This window comes from Thalassolituus sp. (assembly GCF_034111725.1).
Taxonomy (GTDB): domain Bacteria; phylum Pseudomonadota; class Gammaproteobacteria; order Pseudomonadales; family Oceanobacteraceae; genus Thalassolituus.
The window spans coordinates 1-20,272 of the sequence record NZ_JAWUWR010000079.1; the positions used below are offsets into that span (position 1 = coordinate 1).

The window sequence follows — 20,272 nt, forward strand, 5'->3', positions numbered from 1 at the left end:
CCCAGCTAAGCCTGCAGCAAAGCGTGGCCGTCCAGCGAAAGCCGCTGCCGCGCCAGTTGCTGACAAAGCCGCAGAGCCAGTTGTTGCATCAGTATTTGATGCACCAGCAGAAGCACCAGTAGTTGAAACTCCAGCAGCAGAATAAAACCTTTAGGTTTTATTTGATGTGCTAATAAAAAACCCGGCTTGCCGGGTTTTTTATTGTCTGTGATTTGGCTTTTATGTTGAACCGTGGTGATTATTACGGGCGACGTTGGGTAAAATTCCTTGGTATACTTCGTGCGCATTTTCAGTGGTATCTAATCATGGCCAGTTTGTTAGTTATCGATGCTTCGTCGTCGTTATGTTCTGTTGCGGTTTGGCATGAAGAAAAATTATTTGCGTTAACCGAAGAGCAGCCCCGTCGTCATGCGCAGCGTTTGCTGCCTATGATTGATGAAGCCCTTAGTGATTGTGGCTTAACAGCCGCGCAGCTTGATGGCATTGCCTATGGTTGTGGGCCTGGTTCTTTTACGGGTATTCGTATTGCCGCTTCGGTTACTCAAGGTATTGCTTTGGCTTTGGATTTACCTGTTAAAGGTATTTCGTCCCTACAAGCTATTGCGCAGGCGGCGTTCAGTGCGAGCTCGGCCAATGAAGTCATGGCGATTATGGATGCTCATATGGGTGAAGTTTTCTGGGGACATTTTCAGCGCGATGGAAAGTTAAGTCGTGCGCTTGCTGCGGAGCAAGTTGGAAGTCCTGACGCTTGTATCAGTGAAACGACTAATTTTAACGGTATTCTTGCCGGAGATGGATTACAGCTTCCAGTATTCGCTGAGTTGGATGCCGAGTTAGCGATGTTACGTCCTGAAGCACGCATGATGGTGCCCTTGGCTATTGATGCTTGGGATAAAGGATTATTTACCGATGCAGAGAACCAACAGCCGGTTTATTTGCGTAATTCTGTTGCTTGGAAAAAACTGGACGAACAGCCCAGTCTCCTTAAACGCATCTAACTTATTCTCTCTGTAAGGACTTTGTGTGGATACATTAGAAATTGTTGTATTAGCTATTCTGCAGGGCTTAACTGAATTTTTACCCATTTCTAGTTCGGCGCATCTGATTTTACCGTCGAGGGTATTTGGCTGGGATGACCAAGGACTCGCTTTCGACGTTGCTGTCCACCTTGGTACGTTAGCAGCGGTTATTATTTATTTTCGTAAAGACATACAGCAACTCGTTACGCGTTGGTGTGTTACCGGCTGGACCCGCAATCCCGATACCGACGCGCGCTTAGCTTGGTATGTCATATTGGCAACTATTCCTGCAGGGCTGGCAGGCTTGTTGTTAGAGAGTTGGATTGAAGAAAACTTGCGCTCTACGTTAGTTATTGCAATCACCACAATAGGTTTTGGTTTATTGCTGGGTTATTCGGATATTGTCCGTAAAGAACGTTTAACCTTAGCTAATATGACCTTGATTATTGCGCTAGTCATTGGCTTGGCGCAAATGATTGCCTTAATTCCAGGTACTTCGCGTTCAGGGATTACGATGACAGCTGCTTTATTGCTCGGATTACATCGTGTTGATGCTGCTCGTTTTTCATTTTTATTATCCATACCGTTAATTCTTGCCGCTGGCGGTCTTAAAACGCTGGAGCTGTTGCAGTCAGTTGCACCTGTCGATTGGCAAGCATTAGGCTTAGGTGTGCTAATTTCCGCGATCAGTGCTTGGGTATGTATTTACTACTTCCTCGCGTTTATTAGTCGCATTGGTATGTTGCCATTCGTTGTTTATCGCCTATTGCTGGGTGGTATCTTGCTTCTGTTTTTTGTTTAGCGATTTATGCCGAGTTTGATTTGTCTTGTACCTGAGTTAGCGCAGCGAGCTCAGGTTATCGCTACTCGTTATGGATTAACGCTAGCAGAGCCTACCTTGTTGGAGTCACCAGGGTTTCATTTGTGTCTTGATCAAACAGGCTTAAGTTTGCGTCAGGGTGAGCAAACCCGTACTGCGGTTCAGGTCGATTTTAGTGGTGGGGCAGCAGCACATCGCCGTCGGTTTGGCGGTGGTAAAGGACAAGATATCGCCAAGGCCATTGGTATTACCGGTGCGTATCAACCGACGGTTGTCGACGCCACAGCCGGTCTTGGGCGCGATAGTTTTGTGTTGGCTACCCTTGGGTGTCGAGTGCAAGCCTTTGAGCGTCAGCCCGTGGTAGCGGCCTTGCTGGAAGATGGTCTGCAGCGCGCCGGACATGATCCAGAAATTGCCGACATTATCGAACGGATAGCGCTCTCGTTTGGCAGTAGTCATCAATTGCTACAAGCACCAAGTGCAGGGTATTTAGCCGATGTTATTTATCTCGATCCGATGTTTGATCACGATCCCAAAGCGACTGCTCAAGTGAAAAAGGACATGCAGGCGTTTCGTGATGTTGTGGGGCAAGATATGGATGCCGATGATTTACTTGAGCGTGCGCTGGTCTGTGCGCGTTGTCGCGTGGTGGTAAAGCGCGGACGTAAGGCAGCTCCTTTAGCTGGGCGTGCGCCAAGTTATGCATTGACGGGGAAAGCCAACCGCTTTGATGTCTATGCTTTGGCTAAGGTGCTTCCACCGAGCTAAATGTCAGGCGATCTGGGTAAATGAAAATTGAAAAAAGGCGCAGCTCTAATCAAGAGCTGCGCCTTTTTTGTAGGCTACGCTTTTTATAGGCTGCGTAAGATGCTTTGACGCAGCGCGCCATCAAGTACCTGTTCTAATGCCTCGGATAGCACGTTAATAGCAGGCTCGACAATTAAGGTTCCATCTTCATGGCGGCGGAGCATGCCATTGCTAATCAGCTCTTGAATCAATGTGCGGAATAACGCTTTATCGAAAAACTCCGGTGCATTAATTCCATAGAGCATGCTGATACGCTGTGCTACTTGGGTACACTGATCTTCTAACTCGGCTGCGGTTAAGGCGTTTGAGCCTTTGTTTATTAAGCGCGATAGCGTTAAAAAATAGCGCTCCAATGTTTGCATTACGTGTGCAGCTAAACCTTCCAACAGTGCAAATTTATCGCTGCTTGATGGTGTCGCATGGAAGCCTTGTTCATGTTCGATTAAATAACCGGATTCAGTAAGAATGCTCAACCAGCGATGAATATCACTCTCTAAATCTTCAGCTTTCCACTGTAAAAATAGCTCCGCTTGTAAGTACGGGTAGAGGCAGCGAATCGTGCTAAGGACTTCTTCAGAGGTGTAACGACGGTTATTCACGAACAAACAAGCGATTAAAGATGGTAGCGCTAAAACGTGTAATACGTTGTTGCGGTAGTAGGTGAGAGTTACCGCTTGGCGATCGTTAGTTTGGATTAGATCGCCCATAGGGTGAGGAGAGCGCGAAACAATATCCAACTTCTCGTTGTAGCTTAACCACTCAGCGCCAGTGCCTTCCGGTAATACCGTGAGGTGGCTATATGGTGCTTGCTTGAGTAGGTCGCGATACGCTTCCATCTGAATAACCAGTTGCTGTTCGTCCATTGCTTGGCGCGGAGCCGACAATATACTCAAGGCCATTAGGTTAACTGGGTTAACCGATGTCGCGCGGTTAATTTCAGTCGCTACTTGTAAGGCTAAATCATCCACCATTTTCGGTGCCCACTCTGGGCGATAATTACACTCTGTGTAATCTTCTTCACGCCATTGAGGGCGACGTTCATTTAAAAATTCTGTGAAGTAAATTGGATCACCAAAGGTTACGTTTACTTTGCCGAATGAGTTTTTGAAAGAGCGTAAAGTGCCGAGCACACCCAGTAAGCTCTCTTTTTTCTTTTTCTGGCCACGTAACTCGCCTAGATAACTGTTGGCTTCAAATACTTTTTCGTAGCCAGTATAAATCGGCATGAAAATAATAGGCTTACGCGAATCGCGTAAATAGCTGCGCAGCGTCATGGCTAGCATGCCTGCTTTGGGTGTCAGGGTGCGACCGGTGCGACTGCGCCCACCTTCAACAAAATATTCTGCAGAATAGCCGTGGGTGAAAATTGAGTGCAGGTATTCATCAAATACTGCTGCGTACAATTTATTGTCACGGAAGGTACGACGCATGAAGAATGCGCCGCCGCGTCTTAAAATGGAACCGACAACTGGCATGTTTAAATTGATGCCAGCAGCAATCTGCGGCATTTGTAAGCCTTTGTGGTAAAGCACATAGGAAAGTAGTAAGTAATCTATGTGGCTACGGTGGCAAGGAACATAAATGATGCTGTTGTCTTTGCTGATATCGCGCAGATGACCAATATTATGCAGTTCTATACCGTTATATATTTTGTTCCATACCCAAGTCAGCATGACATCTAGGAAGCGAATATTGGTATAGGAAATATTGGAAGCAATTTCGTCAGCATACTTGAGTGCTTGTGCCTGAAGCTTTGCTCTGGATTTTCCTTGTTTTTCTATTTCATCTTCGATGGCTTTGCGCACCATAGGACGATTAGGTAGTTGATGTACTAGGGTGCGACGGTGTGACAAGTCTGGCCCTAAAACCGACGCAGATACTTGGCGGTTGTGCACACGTAGGACACGGGCGACCTTACGCGCCAATAATTCCGGTGACTTTTCACTGTCGTACAGGTCGCGTAAAGAGATAGGGCGACTAAAATGAACAAAGGTATTACGACCATTGAGCAAAATAGCCATTAGCGTTAAAACTCGGCCACCCAGCGCTCCACTACTTTGCAACCAAATACGCAAAAATGAGCGCTCTTTTTCTGGTGCACGGCCCCAGAACACCCGAACCGGAACAATTTGAATTTCGCGTTGCTCGTCTTCTGATAACCATTCGGCATGCTTAATTAATTGGCGTGCGACAATCGGCACCCCTTGTTTACGGAATGGAACCGACGAGCGACGGTAAATGCTGAAATAGGGTTTAGCAGATAAATCGGCACTTTGTGCCTGACGGCGAGGACTAGGCCAGCTGAACTCATTTACTTCGCGATCAATAACGAGTTGCTCACCGTAAGACGGGTAGAGCGTCGCGTAGATAATCGGCTTATTGGGATCAATGTCGAATTCACTGACATCTGGCCCAATGATTTTGGTTTTGATAATGCTGTAGAGCAATTTTTGCTGCCAGCGAAATATGCTTGAACGGATACTTTTAAACAAACTCATAAAATTCTCTGGTGTCACTAATTCGCGGCGCTAGTGTACCCCTTGGCAGTTGCAGTTGAAATGTCGGTATGAGGCATTCAGCAGTGAAATTAGGCCGATATTTACCTTATGTACCGATTATCTTCTTATATAGGGGGAAGCGAGAGAAGAGGGCGCAGGTGTTATATCCCGCGCCAAGACGATCAATAATGTGGTGGAGGCGGTTCATCAGCAAAATCTCGCAGACCAGAATCTTGATTCTGCATCTGTTCTAGGCGTTGGTTCATCATCTGCATTGCTTGGCGCGCCATAAGAAAATCTTGGGTGACGGTCGATAGTTGATTGTTGAGGGTATCGACGATTTCTTCTAAAAACGCCATGCGCGTTTCAAGCTCTTCGATGCGTAATTGCTGCTTTTCTGCACTTATTTGTGCGTTATCACTGCTCATGGTTCAGACACTCTAGCTATCGTGTTGATTTTTTTAATGAATTGGGCTTTCATAGCCCACTTGGCAATGGCTTTGTTGCCGACATATTTGTGACATCTGTGATAATAACGAGTGATACGAGATAACGCATGGGTAAATTGCTAGTACGTAAAATAATTGTGGCATTGGTGTTCGCCATTGTTTCTCCGTTTGTAGTCGCCGCATTGTTAAGTGGCATGACGGAGGGGCTCACCTTGGCGAATGGTGAACTTCTTAACTCAGACAACCTGGCAACGGTTGTTGGTATGACTGATCTTTTGATTGTGATCGGTGTTCTTACGTTTCTAATTAGCTTGGGCTCAGCCTTTTTAGTGCCTTCGCGTCGTCGTCGCCAGCGCAGTAGTGGCACGATTGTAGAAAGCGATGTTGAAGATGGTCGTGAGCGCGGTGTTGTTAAATGGTTCAACGTGAAAAAAGGCTTCGGTTTTATTACTTGGGACGAAGGTGAAGATGTATTTGTTCACTTCCGCTCAATCCGTGGTCAAGGTCATCGTTCTTTGACCGAAGGTCAGCGCGTTAAGTTTAGCGTTGTGCGTGGCCAAAAAGGTCCGCAAGCAGAAGATGTTTCTGCTGTTCGTTAAGCGCTAAAGCGTAAGTAAAAAAAGCGACTCATAGAGTCGCTTTTTTTATGCCTGGTTACTCGTGATGCTCGATGGTGTGTAGCTCAAGTTCGTCGCAGCACTGGGGTTCAGCAAGCCAGCCTAGTAATAGGGTAATTTGATGCCAGATCATGAAGGACTCCTCCAAAGGTGTCTTTCGTCAGTATAGGTAGGCATCGGAGTTCAGCCAGTATCCGGTAATCATTAGGCATGATTGTCCGGTACTGGCTAATAGACAAGTAACGCGTCGAATTAGTCGAGGGTTAGTAATGTCTTTAATAGGCGAGGGTTGGTGATCACGATGTTTGCCGGAGCAACGATACGTGGTTGGCCTGTTACATCGGCCAACAAACAACCGGCTTCAGAAGCTAATAAGCTGCCTGCTGTTAATGAGAAGGCATCAACATCTGACAATAAAGCGGCTTGGAAGCGATCAGCAGCAACATATGCCATTGATAACGCGTTGGAGCCAATGCTGCGTAAATCGTAGTTCTTCATTAGAAGCTGCTGGATTTTCGCGCGTTGCTCATAGCCCGACTCGCTCAAACCTAGTGGCTGAGTGAAGCCAATCATGGCGTCGGTCAATGTGTTGAGGCCACCGCAGCGGATGCGGCGATTGTTTAGCTGTGCACCGCGTCCACGGGAGGCTGTGAATTCGTCACCGTTCATAGGGTTCAGAATAACAGCGTGATCCGTTTTACCGTTATTCACACAAGCTATGATGATAGCAAATGCAGGAATCCCTACGCGGAAGTTGGCAACGTCGTCGATGACGCATACCTGCCACGTTGGTTGCTTAGTGTCGCCAGCATTGAGGCCGGTTTCGCGACCTTCAAAGTTGTTGTCTGGTAGCGCCTTCTTCAATTCGAAGATGATGCCTTTTTCCAAACCGATGGTGCAATCGGCGACAAATTTTGCTTTTTCTTGATCCGTACTTTGGGACGAATCGAAGCGGTCAAGACGGCGGACAAGGTCCAGACCTGCGTTGCGCGCAGCGCGCAACGCCAAGTTAACCATGGGCTGCATAGGGGTTGCTATCTCTTAAAGAACAGTTGAAACAAATTCGGCCGCGGATTATAGCAGCCTGTGAGTGGTTGGCGAAGCCAATTTTGCGTTACACTTGCCGACCCTCGATTAGCAAGCACTTGCTTGTCGTCTTTGAATCTCGAAAAGGTCCGCTGAAGGTCCGCAAAAGGCAGGTTTAGATGCTCGACCAAATTCGCATAGTGATGGTAAACACAACGCACTCTGGCAACATAGGCGCGGCAGCACGAGCCATGAAGAACATGGGGCTGAGCCGTTTATACTTAGTTGATCCTATTGCCAGCATAGATGAAGACGCAATCCAGCGTTCATCTCGTGCCGACGACATCCTGCGCAACGCTGTTATTTGCCCAACCTTAGACGATGCCATCGCTGATTGCGGCTTGGTGGTAGGCACGAGCGCTCGTAGCCGTCATATTCCCTGGCCGCTAATGAATCCTCGTCAATGTGCAGCGAAGGCGGCAGAAGTAGCCGTAAATAATCAGGTGGCCTTGGTCTTTGGTCGAGAATCGCGTGGGTTAACGAATGAAGAACTGCATAAGTGCAACGCACATGTACACATTCCAACCGACGAGGAATTCTCGTCGCTGAATGTTGCCCAAGCCATTCAGGTGATGGCCTATGAGCTGCGGCTGGCGGCCATTGGCGACGTACACGAGGATGCGCAGTGGGGTGTTAGTTGGGATTATCCTTTGGCGACCCACGGGGAGTTGAACGGTATGTTGCAGCATATGGAGAAAACTCTCATTGAGATTGGCTTCCTCGACCCCAATACTCCTAAGCAGCTGATGCCTCGTATTCAGCGATTGTTCCAGCGTGCTGCGCCGGACAAATTAGAAATTAATATATTGCGCGGCATGTTAGCGGCCGTTAGTAAACAAACTGCGCTAGTACCCGTTCAAGATACCTCGGCTGCGGATAAGCCGGAGGCTCAGGATCAACAAGAGGATTCGTTGTGAGTTTTAAACAATTTCGTGAAGACATTGCCTGCGTTTTTGAACGTGATCCTGCGGCAAGAAATACGTTTGAGGTGCTGACAACCTACCCGGGTGTTCACGCTATTTTACATCATCGAATTGCTAACTGGTTATGGCATAAAGGCCTTAAGTGGTTGGCGCGTATGCTGTCGACGTTTAGCCGTTGGATGACCGGCATCGAGATTCATCCCGGAGCCACCATTGGTCGTCGCTTTTTCATTGATCACGGCATGGGCGTAGTCATCGGTGAGACGGCAGAAATTGGCGATGACTGCACGCTCTATCACGGAGTAACACTGGGCGGTACCAGTTGGAAGAAAGGCAAGCGTCATCCCACTTTGCTAGATGGTGTGGTTGTTGGTGCGGGTGCCAAAGTTCTTGGGCCGATTACCGTGGGCAAAGATGCTCGCATCGGCTCTAATGCTGTGGTCACTAAAGATGTACCGGAAGGCGTCACTGTGGTGGGTATTCCTGGTCGTATCGTACGTAAGGCTGCGGCAAAAGCATCGTCTGAAGTGGAAGATCGTCGTCGCGCGATTGCTGCGAAAATTGGCTTTGATGCCTACGGTATGGCCGACGAAATGCCTGATCCGATTGCTCGTTCGATTCATAATCTTATGGACCACATGCACGCTGTTGATGGCAAGATCGACAGTATGTGCCGAGCGTTGAATCGCCTCGGTGACCATACTTGTGATGAAGCGCTGCCTGAGCTTGAGAAGGAGACTTTCGTTTGCCTGCACGAGCGCCTAAAGCGTGATGAGGATCCGGTATTGCCTGATAGGGCGGACGTTGGGGATGAAAAGCCAAGCGTTTAGGTTGTCGGTAATCTCCAAGTAAGCAAGATGCATTTCAGGTCGGTTATAGTTGACTGAAATAGTAGGGCATCCGCATAATGCTTCTCAATTACTGTTTTTAGGAGTCCCTTATGCGTTTGACGACCAAAGGCCGTTATGCGGTCACCGCGATGTTAGACTTGGCGTTGCATGCCAGTCGCGGCCCGGTAAGCCTGAATGATATTTCTGGTCGTCAGGGTATTTCGCTGTCTTATCTAGAGCAGTTGTTCGCTAAATTACGCCGCAGTGGTTTAGTTGCTAGCGTGCGTGGTCCGGGCGGTGGTTATCGTTTAAGTCGCGAAGACACAAGCATCAACGTTGCTGAAATTGTTGATGCCGTTAATGAATCAATGGATGCCACCCGTTGTAATCGCAAGGGTGATTGCCAAGAAGGCCTAGAGTGCTTAACGCATCATCTTTGGTTGGACCTGAGCGATCAGATCCACAATTTTTTAAGTGATATCACTCTAAATGATTTGATAGAGCGTCGTGAAATCCAAGCCACCGCAGCCCGTCAAGACGAGCGCGCCAACAGCCGCATTGATCTATTGCTGAGCTCCGAAGGTTCTAACTAAGTTTTGTTCAAGCGGTTAGCTTAGTGATGGCGCAGTTCGAATCAGCACTTGACCTTACAGGCGTCATAAGCAAAATGGCGCCCTAAACCACGCAATTGCCTTGCCGAACAGGTCGACCATGATATCTCTCTATCTCGATTACGCTGCTACTACTCCTGTTGATCCTACTGTTGCCGAACGTATGGGGCAGTGCCTCACACTTGACGGTAATTTTGCTAATCCGGCGTCTCGTTCGCATCGATTTGGCTGGCAAGCGGAGCAGGCGGTAGAGGTTGCTCGTCGTCAAGTGGCGGATTTAATAAGCGCCGATCCGCGCGAAATTGTTTGGACGTCTGGTGCAACAGAAAGTAATAACTTGGCCATCAAGGGCGTCGTTGAATGGTTGCGTCGAGAGCAGCCTAGTCGGCTGTTGCATATCGTGACCTCGGTTATTGAACACAAGGCCGTCCTCGATACCTGCGCTTATTTGCAGCAATACCATGACGTTGATGTTACTTGGTTGAGCCCTGACGCCGATGGCTTAATAGATCCACAGCAAATCGCAGACGCATTGCGTGACGATACTTGCTTAGTGACTTTAATGGCGGTGAATAACGAATTAGGCACTATTACTGATGTGGCTGCGATTGCGCAGTTACTGAAAAATCATCGCGCGTTATTGCACGTCGATGCTGCTCAAGCTGTGGGCAAAATGGCAGTGAATGTTAACGACTGGCAGGTTGATCTGCTGTCGATATCGGCACATAAGTTTTACGGTCCTAAAGGTATTGGTGCTTTGTATGTGCGCCGTGATCCGCAAGTGAAGTTGGTTGCTCAAATGCATGGAGGTGGCCATGAACGTGGTATGCGCTCGGGCACTTTGCCAACGCATCAACTGGTCGGTATCGGTGAAGCTGCGCGTCTTTGCCAAGCGCAACTAGAGACAGATGAAAACCGCATTCGTGCATTGCGTGATCGTTTATGGCGGGGCATTCAGGCGCTAGATGACGTCTATATTAATGGTCATATTGATCAGCGTGTTGCTAACCATTTGAACGTGAGTTTCGGTGGTTTAGATGGTGAAATTTTACTGGCGTCTTTGGCGAAAGTAGCGGTGTCATCGGGTTCTGCCTGTACCTCGGCCAGCGTCGAACCGTCATATGTTTTGAAAGCCATCGGTCGCAGCGATGTACTTGCCCACGCCGGTTTACGCATGAGTGTGGGGCGTTTTACCACTGCTGACGATATTGATAACGCCATACATGAGATCACTCGAGTAGTGACCTTGCTGCGTAGTCATTGAAACAAGCAGTCGTCAATTGTTACTAGGTGAGCGTCATGCGTACAACTTTCATGAAAATCTGCGTATAATCCGCGGGTTTTAACCCTATAACTTCTCTTAAACACACAAATGGAGCTAAAAAATGGCTGTTGAACGTACTCTGTCGATCATCAAACCAGACGCTGTTGCAAAAAACGTAATCGGCGAAATCCAATCTCGTTTCGAAAAAGCTGGTCTACAGATCGTTGCTGCTAAGATGATCAAGCTGGACGACGAAAAAGCTGGCGGTTTCTACGCTGAACACTCTGAGCGCGGCTTTTTCAAAGATTTGGTTGGTTTTATGACTTCAGGTCCTGTTGTTGTACAGGTTCTTGAAGGCGAAGGCGCAATCGCTAAAAACCGCGATCTAATGGGCGCTACTAACCCTAAAGAAGCAGCACCAGGCACTATCCGCGCTGACTTCGCAGAAAGCATCGATGCAAACGCTGCACACGGTTCTGATTCTGCTGAATCTGCTGCACGCTAAATTGCATACTTCTTCGCTGCTGACGAAATCTGCCCACGCTAAGTGGCAGTTTACGGAGGGGGCAGGAGCTCCTTCCGTTTCTTCCGTTCAGGATGCGCCACACCAGGTAAACACTGATGACCGATACCCCCGAAAAAATTAATCTGTTGGGCTTGTCGCCCGCCAAAATGGAAGCCTTCTTTGCTGATTTAGGTGAAAAGCGTTTTCGTGCTCAGCAAATGCTGAAATGGATTCATCAGTTAGGTGAGGCTGATTTCGAAAAAATGACCAATATGGGCAAGGGCTTGCGCGCCAAGCTTGCTGAGGTCAGCGAAATCCGACTGCCGGAAGTTGTGTACCATGATGTTTCGAAAGACGGCACCCAAAAGTGGGTGATGCGCATGCCGGGTGGCAGCTCGATTGAAACCGTCTACATCCCCGAAAAAGAGCGTGGCACCCTGTGTGTTAGCTCGCAGATTGGTTGTGCGTTGGATTGCAGTTTTTGCTCCACGGGCAAACAAGGTTTTAACCGTGATCTTTCCGTTGCTGAAATCATTGGCCAAGTATTTGTTGCAGCCATGAGTTTCGACAAGCCGGGGGAGCGTCGCGAACGCAAAATTACTAACGTCGTCATGATGGGCATGGGTGAACCACTGTTGAACTTCGATAACGTGGTCGATTCTATGAACCTAATGATGGACGATAACGCTTATGGTTTGTCTAAACGTCGAGTGACGTTAAGTACCTCTGGCGTTGTTCCTATGATGGATAAACTCGGTGACGTTACCGACGTATCTTTGGCGGTATCGTTACATGCGCCAAATGACGAATTGCGTAATCAACTCGTACCAATCAATAAAAAATATCCGCTAAAAGAATTGATTGCCGCTACGAATCGTTATTTGAGTAAGCTGCCGGACCGTCGTAAAGCAACCATTGAATACACTATGATGGAAGGCGTTAACGATGAAATGGAACACGCGGTTGAATTGTCAGAATTAATGAAACAAGTGCCGTGTAAGATTAACCTTATTCCGTTTAATCCGTTCCCTAATTCGGGCTACAAACGCCCAAGTAATAATCGCCTCTATCGTTTTCGCGATTATTTAGTAAACCAAGGTCATATTGTTACTATTCGCTCCACTCGTGGTGACGATATCGACGCCGCTTGTGGTCAGTTGGTAGGTCGTGTTGAAGACCGTACTCGCCGCAGCGAACGCTACATCAATGCCATTCAATTAGACAATGTAGATTCAGAACAAACCCAAGAAGGCCCATCGCTATGACAGGACGTGTGTTAGCTCGTTGTCTATTAATTTGCCTACCGATTTTCTTTCTTGCAGGGTGTGTGACTGTAACGGAAAGTCGTTTTACTAAAAAAGAATCTCCTGAAAAATCAGTCGAGAACTATACCCAGCTGGGCATAGGGTATTTACAAAAAGGGCGTCCTGATTGGGCCCGTCAGCGTTTGCAAAAAGCGTTAGCGGTTAATCCAAATTATGCTCCAGCGAATGATGCTATGGGTATGGTTTGGCAAACCGAAGGTGAGTTGGATTTAGCCGAAGAATATTTTCTGAAGGCAATCAACGAAGATAAAACCTTTACCTTAGCGCGTCATCATATTGGCCGTTTGTATTCGCAATTAAAGCAATCCGAAAAAGCCCAAGAGAATTTGCAAAAAGCAGCCGACGATCGTTATTACGATAATCGTCCGGGCGCTTACAATGATTTAGCGTTGAATTTTTATCGTATGGATAAGAGTCAGCTAGCTATTGATGCGTATTTGCAAACCTTGCGTTTGGCTCCTTACAACGTGGATGCTTTAGTTAACGTCTCTACATTATTGTTCGAAGCACAAAATTACGAAGAGTCACTAAAGTATTTCGACCGTTTCGATCGTTTAGTACAGCGTAATCAAACCCGTCATACGGCCCATAGTTTGTGGCTAGGAATTAAGTTGGTAACCATCCAGCAAAATACGGCGCGTGTGATTGAGTTTGCTACAGAGTTGAAGCAAAACTTTACAACTTCGACCGAATATCGTTTGTACCAAGAATCATTGTCAGGGCACGGTGCATGAATAAGAATCAGCCAAATCCAATCAAACGTCGCGTCAGTCGTAAAATCTGGGTAGGTAATGTGCCTGTAGGCGGTGATGCACCGATTGCAGTGCAAACCATGACAAATACCGAGACCACTGATGTGGCTGCAACGGTTGCGCAAATTAAACGTGCGCAAGATGCCGGTGTCGATATTGTGCGCGTATCCGTGCCGTCTATGGATGCCGCTGAAGCCTTTGGTAAGATTCGTAAGTTGGTCGACGTACCATTAATTGCTGATATCCATTTTGATTACCGTATTGCCCTACGAGTCGCGGAGTTAGGTGTCGATTGTTTGCGTATTAACCCTGGTAACATTGGTCGTGAAGATCGAGTGCGGGAAGTGGTTGAAGCGGCACGTCACAACGGTATTCCGATTCGTATCGGGGTCAATGCTGGTTCGTTAGAAAAAGACCTGCAAAAGAAATACGGTGAGCCGACTCCCGAAGCTTTGGTTGAGTCAGCTATGCGTCATATCGATATTTTAGATCGTTTGAATTTCCCTGATTTCAAACTGAGCTTAAAAGCATCCGATATTTTTATGACGGTAGCGGCTTATCGTCAGATCGCAGGCCAAATTGAGCAACCATTGCATTTGGGTATTACCGAAGCGGGTGGTTTACGTGGCGGCACAGTGAAGTCGTCTATTGGTTTAGGTTTATTGTTGTGGGACGGTATTGGCGACACTATTCGCGTATCGCTAGCAGCGGATCCGATTGAAGAAGTTAAAGTCGGCTGGGATATGCTGAAATCGTTAAAACTGCGTTCGCGCGGTATTAACTTTATCGCCTGTCCGAGTTGTTCACGTCAAAACTTTGATGTGATTAAGACAATGAACGAGCTAGAAATGCGTACCGAAGATATTCGTACTAGCATGGATGTCGCAGTGATTGGCTGTGTTGTTAACGGCCCAGGCGAAGCCAAAGAAGTCGATTTAGGGTTAACCGGTGGGCAGCCTAATTTGGTTTATATTGATGGTAAGCCAGCGGAAAAACTCACCAACGACAATTTAGTCGACGACCTCGAGCGTTTGATTCGTGCGCGTGCGGCAAAGCTCGCTGAAGAGCGCAAAGACATTATCGCAACCGACGTTTAATTTGGGTTGCACTAGGAATTTAGATCGAGTTTATGGCTAAAAATATTCAAGCAATTCGCGGTATGAACGACGTTCTACCTGCGCAAAGCCCTGTGTGGCAGTACTTAGAAGGTACTGTAAAAGACGTTCTTGCTGGTTACGGTTACGATGAAATTCGTATGCCGATTTTAGAGCAGACGGCGCTTTTCAAACGCTCTATTGGTGAAGTCACCGATATCGTTGAAAAAGAAATGTACACGTTTGAAGATCGCAATGGCGATAGCCTGACGTTGCGCCCAGAAGGGACTGCTAGCTGTGTTCGCGCTTGTGAAGAGCATGGTTTGCTGTACAACCAAACTCAGCGTTTGTGGTACACCGGCCCGAGGTTCCGCCACGAGCGTCCGCAAAAAGGCCGTTATCGTCAGTTCTTCCAAATTGGTGTTGAAACCTTTGGTATGGCGACACCGGATATCGACGCTGAAGTTATTCTAATGACCGCACGTCTTTGGCAGTTCTTAGGTTTAAGCGACTCAGTCACTTTGCAGTTAAATACCTTAGGGAGCAACGAAGCGCGTGCACGCTACCGTGATGCCTTGGTTGAATTTTTAAGCGAGCGCAAAGATCAGCTCGACGAAGATAGTTTACGTCGCCTAGAAACCAACCCATTACGGGTGTTAGATAGTAAAGATCCGCAAACTCAGGCGGTATTAGTTGGTGCGCCGGAACTTCACGACTATCTCGATGACGAAAGTCGCGAGCACTTTGCCACGTTGCGCGATATTCTCGATAGCGCTGGCGTCCAGTATGAAATCAACCAGCGTTTAGTTCGCGGCCTTGATTACTACTGTAAAACCGTATTTGAGTGGGTCACTGATAAGCTTGGTGCGCAAGGTACTGTGTGTGCTGGCGGTCGTTATGACGGCTTGGTCGAGCAACTAGGTGGTAAGCCAACCCCTGCGGTCGGCTTTGCCATGGGCGTTGAGCGTCTTATCTTATTGCTTGAAACGCTAGAATTGATTCCACCTGAAGTGTTACAAACGATCGACGTGTATGTTTGCGGCGTAGGTGTTGGAGCAGATAAAGCGGCACTTCTGTTGTCTGATCGTATTCGTGGTGAACAACCTTGGCTGCGTGTCCAAACCCACTGCGGCGGCGGCAGCTTCAAGAGTCAGATGAAAAAAGCCGATAAAAGCGGCGCCCATTTTGCGTTGCTGTTAGGCGAAAGCGAAATCGCTGATGGCAATGTAACGGTTAAAGATATGCGTGGCGGTGCTGACCAGCAGACACTGGCTCAAGCCGACGTTTCGGCTTGGCTGGCTGAACACGTAAACTGAACAACTAACATATTAATAGAACAACAACGGACTCGTGTTGGGGATAAATAAGCATGACTGAATTGCGTACGGATGAAGAACAAGCAGAAGCGTTAAAAAAATGGTGGTCAGACAACGGCGCGGGCGTCGTAACTACGATTGCTGTAGTTGCTGCCGGCTGGTTTGGTTGGGGTGCTTGGCAAAATAATCAACAGCAAACTGGTGAAGCTGCTTCTGCCGTTTATAGCCAATTGGTTGAGCTATCTGCGCAACCGGCAGAAAGCCAAGATGCTGCTGCCAAAGCAGAAATGCAAGCACTGGCTGAACAACTAAAAGGCGAGTACAGCAGTACTTCTTACGCTGACTTCGGTAGCTTGTTTATTGCTCGTTTTGCTGCTGACGCTGGCGATTACGACAGTGCCGTTGCCGAACTGACTGCACTGATCGCTAGCGCTGACAAAGGGCCAATAAAATACATTGCCCAAGCACGCTTAGCCGCTATTTTAGTGCAGCAAGAGAAACTGGATGAAGCATTAGCGATTGTTACTAATATCCCTGATCCAGCTTACGCGCCGCAATTTGAAGAAACCCGTGGTGATGCTCTGTTCCTGAAGGGTGACAAAGCGGCGGCCCGCGAAGCTTATTTGCGCGCTTTAGGAGCTGCTCAAGAACTGGGTATTAATAATCCAGCGTTGCAACGTAAGGCTGATAGCTTGGCTATCGCTGGAGACGCCTAATGCGTTTGCTTCTTGTCCTGATGATGTCTGCCCTTGTGGGGGCATGTTCAAGCCAGTCGGTTAAATCACCTACGCTACCGGATACGGATGGCAGTGTTGATTTATCTGTGAGCTGGCGCGCCACCTTAGGTAACGGGCCAGGAAGCAGCTACACGCGTTTGAAAGCCGTTGTGCAAGACGACACCGTCTACGCAGCAGATACATCGGGTGTTGTGTCTGCTTTGAACTTAGAGAACGGTCGCGAGCGCTGGAGCACACAATTGGATTTCGCCATTTTAGGTGGCGTCAGTGTTGCTGGTCAGCAGTTATTTGTAAGCACGAATGACGGCAGCCTAGCGTGCCTGGATACCGCGACGGGCGAGGTCGTTTGGACCACGCAATTGAGCAGTGAAGCCGTGTCACCTGCATCGACTGACGACGCCCGCGTGTTTGTGCAAACGGTCGATGGCCGTACCTCGGCGTTTGAACGTATTGATGGTAAGCAAGCTTGGTCGTATCAAACCGCTGCGCCGGTGTTAACCGTGCGAGGTACGGGCGCGCCCGTCGTGCTAGAGCAATTAGTCGTTACCGGTTTTGCTACTGGTAAGGTGGTGGGTCTAGATAAAGCTCTGGGTATTCCTCGTTGGAATGTACGCTTAGCATCCCCGGATGGTCGTTCTGAATTAGAGCGCTTGGTCGATGTTGATGGCGCACCTGTATGGGACAACGGTATTCTCTACGCTGCCGCGTATCACGGTAAAATTGCGGCGATTTCTCAAATGGGCGAAACCATTTGGGAAGAAGACGGTTCTAGCTATACCAGCCCAGAGTTGGCGCTTGGTAGCTTGTATCTGACCTTAGACGACGACAGCATTCAGTCATACGACATGATGAATGGTGCTAAGTCTTGGAAGCAAACTGGTTTAATGGGTCGCGAAGTCGGACAGGTGACTGCCATCGGTACGCAATTAGCGGTCGCTGATGGTGAAGGCTATGTTCATACCATGAGTCAAGTTGATGGCCATATAACGGGCCGTATTTTGTTACGTCCTCGTCCCATTCATATGAGCTTTCCAAATCAGGGCGAAGCCACTAACTGGCGCGTACTACGCGGTAAAAATTTTGGTATCCGTAGCACGCTAGTCGCGACGGATGTTGGCTTATTGGTATACACCAATACCGGTGAGCTATTGTTATTGAACGTTGAGTCTTGATTCGCGCTTAACGCGCGGATGAGAATGAGACTTTATATATGGGCAGCTAGGGCTGCCCGCAATTCGTGATATTTTTCTGAGGGTTCCTGAAGATGGTTCCTGTCATAGCGCTGGTCGGGCGTCCGAACGTTGGTAAATCGACATTATTTAACCGCTTAACTAAAACCCGTGATGCACTGGTTGCTGAGATTGCTGGATTAACACGCGATCGTAAATACGGTGAAGGCAAAGTGGGTGAGTATCCTTTTATTGTGATTGATACCGGTGGTATTAGTGGGCAAGAAGAGGGTATCGACGAGGCAATGGCCTCGCAGAGTTTTCAAGCGATAAAAGAAGCCGACATCATATTTTTTATGGTCGATGTGGGTGCTGGTATTACTGTGGGTGATCGCATGATCGCCGATTATTTACGTCGTAGCGGTAAGTCTGCGTATTTAATTGCGAATAAAATCGACGGTAAAAACCCAGATGTTGTGCTTGCCGAATTCTTCGAATTAGGTATGGGTGAAGCGATTCCGATTGCTGCTGCGCATAACCGTGGTATCACCACATTAATCGATTACGTGATGGAGAAACTTCATCCTAAAGTCGAGCCAGAAGAAGAAACCGGTTATCTACCGGATGAAGCTGAGCGTGCCATTGAACACGAACAGCTGAATATTAAAGGCACCAAAATTGCCGTAGTAGGCCGTCCGAACGTTGGTAAATCGACACTGATTAACCGCTTCCTAGGTGAAGATCGTGTTGTGGTATACGACGAAGCAGGTACAACTCGTGACAGTATTTATATTCCGTATGAACGTCATGGTCAGGATTACACCCTGATTGATACGGCGGGTATTCGTCGTCGTAAAAACATTACCGAAGCGGCCGAAAAATTCTCGATTATTAAAACACTGCAAGCCATTCAAGATTGCCATGTGTGTATTTTAGTTTTGGATGCACGCCAAGGTATTGTTGAACAAGATTTACACATGCTGAGCTTTGTTTTGAACTCAGGTCGTGCATTGGTTATCGCCATCAATAAATGGGACGGTATGGATGCCGATGATAAGCAGCGTGTAAAAGATGAAATTGATCGTCGTTTTGGCTTTTTAACCTTTGCCGAAATGCACTTTATTTCTGCCTTGCACGGCACGGGTGTCGGCCATTTGTATGACTCTGTTGATCAGGCTTATGCATCAGCGATGGCGAAATGGCAAACCAATATGCTGACTCGCATTTTGGAAGATGCCGTTGGTAGCCATCAGCCACCGGTGGTTCGTGGGCGTCGACCTAAGTTACGTTATGCTCACCAAGGTGGATCAAACCCACCAATTATCGTGGTACACGGTAACTTAGCTAATGACTTACCCGAAGATTATCGTCGTTACTTAGCCAATACTTTCCGTCGCGTATTAGAAATTAAAGGTACGCCGATCCGTTTTGAATTCCGCCAAGGTGAAAACCCATTTGCGGACAAAACTAAGGAAGTTAAACACAGTAGTCGTCGTCGTGCCGAAGCTGTTGAACGAACGGCAAACGTGCGTAAGAACAAGATTGAGAAAGCGCGTAAGCAGTTGAAAAAGACCTACCAAAAACCGAAAGGTTGAAGTAACGCCGCTTCGGATTGAATTAAAAAACCCGCTTAAATGCGGGTTTTTTAATTCAGGGGTCGTGTTCGTTTACTTGCCAGTAAACTTTGCTTCACGGCGCTGCATAAACGACATCACGCCTTCACGTGCATCGGCGCTGGCAATGATGTCTGGCATGTCATCAAATACATGAGATAGCGCCATGGCATCGCCTTCAATGCGCGCCAGTTTGGATGAACGCAATGCTGCCTGCACACCTAACGGTGCTGCTGCCGCTATTTTTGCTGCGATTTCGTGTGCTTTATTTGCCAGTTCATCGGCGCTACAAAGTTCTTGTACCATGCCCCAGTCATAGGCTTGCTGTCCGGTAAATTCATCGCCGGTTAATAGATACCGCTGCGCTCGTCCCCAGCCAATTTCTTCGGGCAAGCGCACGGTGCCGCCACCGCAAGGGTAGATGCCACGTTTAACTTCAAGTTGGGCAAAACGAGTTTCGGGTGTGGCTATACGAATATCGGTATTGAGTAACAGCTCTAGACCACTGGTGTAGCACAGACCTTGAGCGGCAATAATCAGCGGCTTGCTTAGATGTTGACCGCTAATGCCATAAGGGTCGAGTTCATCGTCTGCTAGCGCTGGCATGACACCCTTGGCGAATATTGGTGCCCATTTATCGAGTTCTAGCCCCGAGGTAAAATGTTTACCGTTGGCGAGCAAAATACCCACCCGCAATTCAGGATCATGTTCGAGCTGATAAAGAGCTTTGGCTAAACGTTTAAACGTATCAACGTCGAGAGCATTGTATTTTTCAGGACGATTAAACGTCATGGTTAAAATATGTTCGCTGGCATTAATCAGTAAGCTACTCATGGT

20 protein-coding genes are annotated in these 20,272 nt (G+C 47.9%); 16 read left to right on the plus strand and 4 right to left on the minus strand.

Annotation, left to right across the window (positions count from 1 at the left end):
- Positions 1-305 precede the first annotated feature (305 nt).
- Genes tsaB through UXZ23_RS13480 form a run of 3 tightly spaced genes read left to right on the plus strand, consistent with a single transcriptional unit; the run spans position 306 to position 2,607 of the window.
- Complete coding sequence (gene tsaB, locus UXZ23_RS13470; protein ID WP_320821078.1) at positions 306-998, plus strand: tRNA (adenosine(37)-N6)-threonylcarbamoyltransferase complex dimerization subunit type 1 TsaB; 693 nt, start codon at positions 306-308, stop codon at positions 996-998.
- A gap of 25 nt (positions 999-1,023) precedes the next feature.
- The gene (locus UXZ23_RS13475; protein ID WP_320821079.1) at positions 1,024-1,821 is read left to right on the plus strand and encodes an undecaprenyl-diphosphate phosphatase; all 798 of its coding nucleotides are present in this window, start codon (positions 1,024-1,026) and stop codon (positions 1,819-1,821) included.
- Positions 1,822-1,827: 6 nt separating this feature from the next.
- On the plus strand, positions 1,828-2,607 hold the full coding sequence (locus UXZ23_RS13480) for a class I SAM-dependent methyltransferase (protein ID WP_320821080.1): 780 nt from the start codon (positions 1,828-1,830) through the stop codon (positions 2,605-2,607).
- Positions 2,608-2,690: 83 nt separating this feature from the next.
- Here the strand turns inward: UXZ23_RS13480 and plsB are convergent, their stop codons facing one another.
- Both plsB and UXZ23_RS13490 read right to left on the minus strand, forming a co-directional pair.
- Positions 2,691-5,144: a glycerol-3-phosphate 1-O-acyltransferase PlsB gene (plsB, locus tag UXZ23_RS13485; protein ID WP_320821081.1), complete on the minus strand. Its 2,454-nt coding sequence runs from the start codon at positions 5,142-5,144 to the stop codon at positions 2,691-2,693.
- A 182-nt stretch (positions 5,145-5,326) separates the two neighbouring features.
- The gene (locus UXZ23_RS13490) at positions 5,327-5,572 is read right to left on the minus strand and encodes a SlyX family protein (protein WP_320821082.1); all 246 of its coding nucleotides are present in this window, start codon (positions 5,570-5,572) and stop codon (positions 5,327-5,329) included.
- Positions 5,573-5,700: 128 nt separating this feature from the next.
- Between UXZ23_RS13490 and UXZ23_RS13495 the strand changes: the two genes are divergently transcribed.
- Complete coding sequence (locus tag UXZ23_RS13495) at positions 5,701-6,192, plus strand: cold shock domain-containing protein (RefSeq protein WP_320821083.1); 492 nt, start codon at positions 5,701-5,703, stop codon at positions 6,190-6,192.
- Positions 6,193-6,462: 270 nt separating this feature from the next.
- Here the strand turns inward: UXZ23_RS13495 and UXZ23_RS13500 are convergent, their stop codons facing one another.
- Positions 6,463-7,236, minus strand: a complete 774-nt coding sequence (locus UXZ23_RS13500) for an inositol monophosphatase family protein (protein ID WP_320821084.1) — start codon at positions 7,234-7,236, stop codon at positions 6,463-6,465.
- Positions 7,237-7,415: 179 nt separating this feature from the next.
- Here UXZ23_RS13500 and trmJ point away from each other — a divergent pair, with 179 nt between their 5' ends.
- The 12 genes from trmJ (at position 7,416) to der (ending at position 19,417) form a co-directional block, all read left to right on the plus strand.
- Positions 7,416-8,213 carry a tRNA (cytosine(32)/uridine(32)-2'-O)-methyltransferase TrmJ gene (gene trmJ / locus UXZ23_RS13505; protein WP_320821085.1) on the plus strand — a complete coding sequence of 266 codons (798 nt, stop codon included), beginning with the start codon at positions 7,416-7,418 and terminating at the stop codon, positions 8,211-8,213.
- Positions 8,210-9,049, plus strand: a complete 840-nt coding sequence (gene cysE / locus UXZ23_RS13510) for a serine O-acetyltransferase (RefSeq protein WP_320821086.1) — start codon at positions 8,210-8,212, stop codon at positions 9,047-9,049. The genes trmJ and cysE overlap by 4 nt, the downstream gene beginning before the upstream one ends.
- 110 nt (positions 9,050-9,159) lie before the next feature.
- Positions 9,160-9,642, plus strand: a complete 483-nt coding sequence (gene iscR, locus UXZ23_RS13515) for a Fe-S cluster assembly transcriptional regulator IscR (RefSeq protein WP_320821087.1) — start codon at positions 9,160-9,162, stop codon at positions 9,640-9,642.
- Between the two features lie 118 nt (positions 9,643-9,760).
- Positions 9,761-10,924, plus strand: a complete 1,164-nt coding sequence (locus tag UXZ23_RS13520; protein WP_320821088.1) for an IscS subfamily cysteine desulfurase — start codon at positions 9,761-9,763, stop codon at positions 10,922-10,924.
- Between the two features lie 121 nt (positions 10,925-11,045).
- Positions 11,046-11,429 carry a nucleoside-diphosphate kinase gene (gene ndk / locus UXZ23_RS13525; RefSeq protein ID WP_320821089.1) on the plus strand — a complete coding sequence of 128 codons (384 nt, stop codon included), beginning with the start codon at positions 11,046-11,048 and terminating at the stop codon, positions 11,427-11,429.
- 116 nt (positions 11,430-11,545) lie between these two features.
- Complete coding sequence (rlmN, locus tag UXZ23_RS13530) at positions 11,546-12,694, plus strand: 23S rRNA (adenine(2503)-C(2))-methyltransferase RlmN (protein WP_320821090.1); 1,149 nt, start codon at positions 11,546-11,548, stop codon at positions 12,692-12,694.
- Positions 12,691-13,488, plus strand: a complete 798-nt coding sequence (locus UXZ23_RS13535) for a tetratricopeptide repeat protein (RefSeq protein WP_320821091.1) — start codon at positions 12,691-12,693, stop codon at positions 13,486-13,488. The genes rlmN and UXZ23_RS13535 overlap by 4 nt, the downstream gene beginning before the upstream one ends.
- Positions 13,485-14,603 (plus strand): flavodoxin-dependent (E)-4-hydroxy-3-methylbut-2-enyl-diphosphate synthase, encoded by a 1,119-nt coding sequence (gene ispG, locus UXZ23_RS13540; RefSeq protein WP_320821092.1) that lies wholly within the window; start codon positions 13,485-13,487, stop codon positions 14,601-14,603. The genes UXZ23_RS13535 and ispG overlap by 4 nt, the downstream gene beginning before the upstream one ends.
- Positions 14,604-14,635: 32 nt before the next feature.
- A complete protein-coding gene (gene hisS, locus UXZ23_RS13545; protein WP_320821093.1) occupies positions 14,636-15,916 on the plus strand; it encodes a histidine--tRNA ligase in 1,281 nt (426 codons plus the stop codon).
- 53 nt (positions 15,917-15,969) lie between these two features.
- Positions 15,970-16,632 carry a YfgM family protein gene (locus tag UXZ23_RS13550; RefSeq protein WP_320821094.1) on the plus strand — a complete coding sequence of 221 codons (663 nt, stop codon included), beginning with the start codon at positions 15,970-15,972 and terminating at the stop codon, positions 16,630-16,632.
- Positions 16,632-17,825, plus strand: a complete 1,194-nt coding sequence (bamB, locus tag UXZ23_RS13555) for an outer membrane protein assembly factor BamB (protein WP_320821095.1) — start codon at positions 16,632-16,634, stop codon at positions 17,823-17,825. Before UXZ23_RS13550 ends, bamB begins: the two co-directional genes overlap by 1 nt.
- A 92-nt stretch (positions 17,826-17,917) precedes the next feature.
- Positions 17,918-19,417, plus strand: coding sequence for a ribosome biogenesis GTPase Der (der, locus tag UXZ23_RS13560; RefSeq protein WP_320821096.1), 1,500 nt, complete (start codon positions 17,918-17,920; stop codon positions 19,415-19,417).
- A 72-nt stretch (positions 19,418-19,489) separates the two neighbouring features.
- Here the strand turns inward: der and UXZ23_RS13565 are convergent, their stop codons facing one another.
- Positions 19,490-20,269, minus strand: a complete 780-nt coding sequence (locus tag UXZ23_RS13565; protein WP_320821097.1) for a crotonase/enoyl-CoA hydratase family protein — start codon at positions 20,267-20,269, stop codon at positions 19,490-19,492.
- Positions 20,270-20,272: the final 3 nt, after the last annotated feature.

Bases quoted from the DNA above. Each gene is read 5' to 3' on its own strand.
- tsaB (WP_320821078.1), top strand. From the start codon at position 306: ATGGCCAGTTTGTTAGTTATCGATGCTTCGTCGTCGTTATGTTCTGTT.
- UXZ23_RS13480 (WP_320821080.1), top strand. From the start codon at position 1,828: ATGCCGAGTTTGATTTGTCTTGTACCTGAGTTAGCGCAGCGAGCTCAG.
- plsB (WP_320821081.1), bottom strand. From the start codon at position 5,144: ATGAGTTTGTTTAAAAGTATCCGTTCAAGCATATTTCGCTGGCAGCAA.
- UXZ23_RS13490 (WP_320821082.1), bottom strand. From the start codon at position 5,572: ATGAGCAGTGATAACGCACAAATAAGTGCAGAAAAGCAGCAATTACGC.
- UXZ23_RS13495 (WP_320821083.1), top strand. From the start codon at position 5,701: ATGGGTAAATTGCTAGTACGTAAAATAATTGTGGCATTGGTGTTCGCC.
- UXZ23_RS13500 (WP_320821084.1), bottom strand. From the start codon at position 7,236: ATGCAGCCCATGGTTAACTTGGCGTTGCGCGCTGCGCGCAACGCAGGT.
- trmJ (WP_320821085.1), top strand. From the start codon at position 7,416: ATGCTCGACCAAATTCGCATAGTGATGGTAAACACAACGCACTCTGGC.
- iscR (WP_320821087.1), top strand. From the start codon at position 9,160: ATGCGTTTGACGACCAAAGGCCGTTATGCGGTCACCGCGATGTTAGAC.
- UXZ23_RS13520 (WP_320821088.1), top strand. From the start codon at position 9,761: ATGATATCTCTCTATCTCGATTACGCTGCTACTACTCCTGTTGATCCT.
- ndk (WP_320821089.1), top strand. From the start codon at position 11,046: ATGGCTGTTGAACGTACTCTGTCGATCATCAAACCAGACGCTGTTGCA.
- rlmN (WP_320821090.1), top strand. From the start codon at position 11,546: ATGACCGATACCCCCGAAAAAATTAATCTGTTGGGCTTGTCGCCCGCC.
- UXZ23_RS13535 (WP_320821091.1), top strand. From the start codon at position 12,691: ATGACAGGACGTGTGTTAGCTCGTTGTCTATTAATTTGCCTACCGATT.
- ispG (WP_320821092.1), top strand. From the start codon at position 13,485: ATGAATAAGAATCAGCCAAATCCAATCAAACGTCGCGTCAGTCGTAAA.
- hisS (WP_320821093.1), top strand. From the start codon at position 14,636: ATGGCTAAAAATATTCAAGCAATTCGCGGTATGAACGACGTTCTACCT.
- UXZ23_RS13550 (WP_320821094.1), top strand. From the start codon at position 15,970: ATGACTGAATTGCGTACGGATGAAGAACAAGCAGAAGCGTTAAAAAAA.
- bamB (WP_320821095.1), top strand. From the start codon at position 16,632: ATGCGTTTGCTTCTTGTCCTGATGATGTCTGCCCTTGTGGGGGCATGT.
- der (WP_320821096.1), top strand. From the start codon at position 17,918: ATGGTTCCTGTCATAGCGCTGGTCGGGCGTCCGAACGTTGGTAAATCG.
- UXZ23_RS13565 (WP_320821097.1), bottom strand. From the start codon at position 20,269: ATGAGTAGCTTACTGATTAATGCCAGCGAACATATTTTAACCATGACG.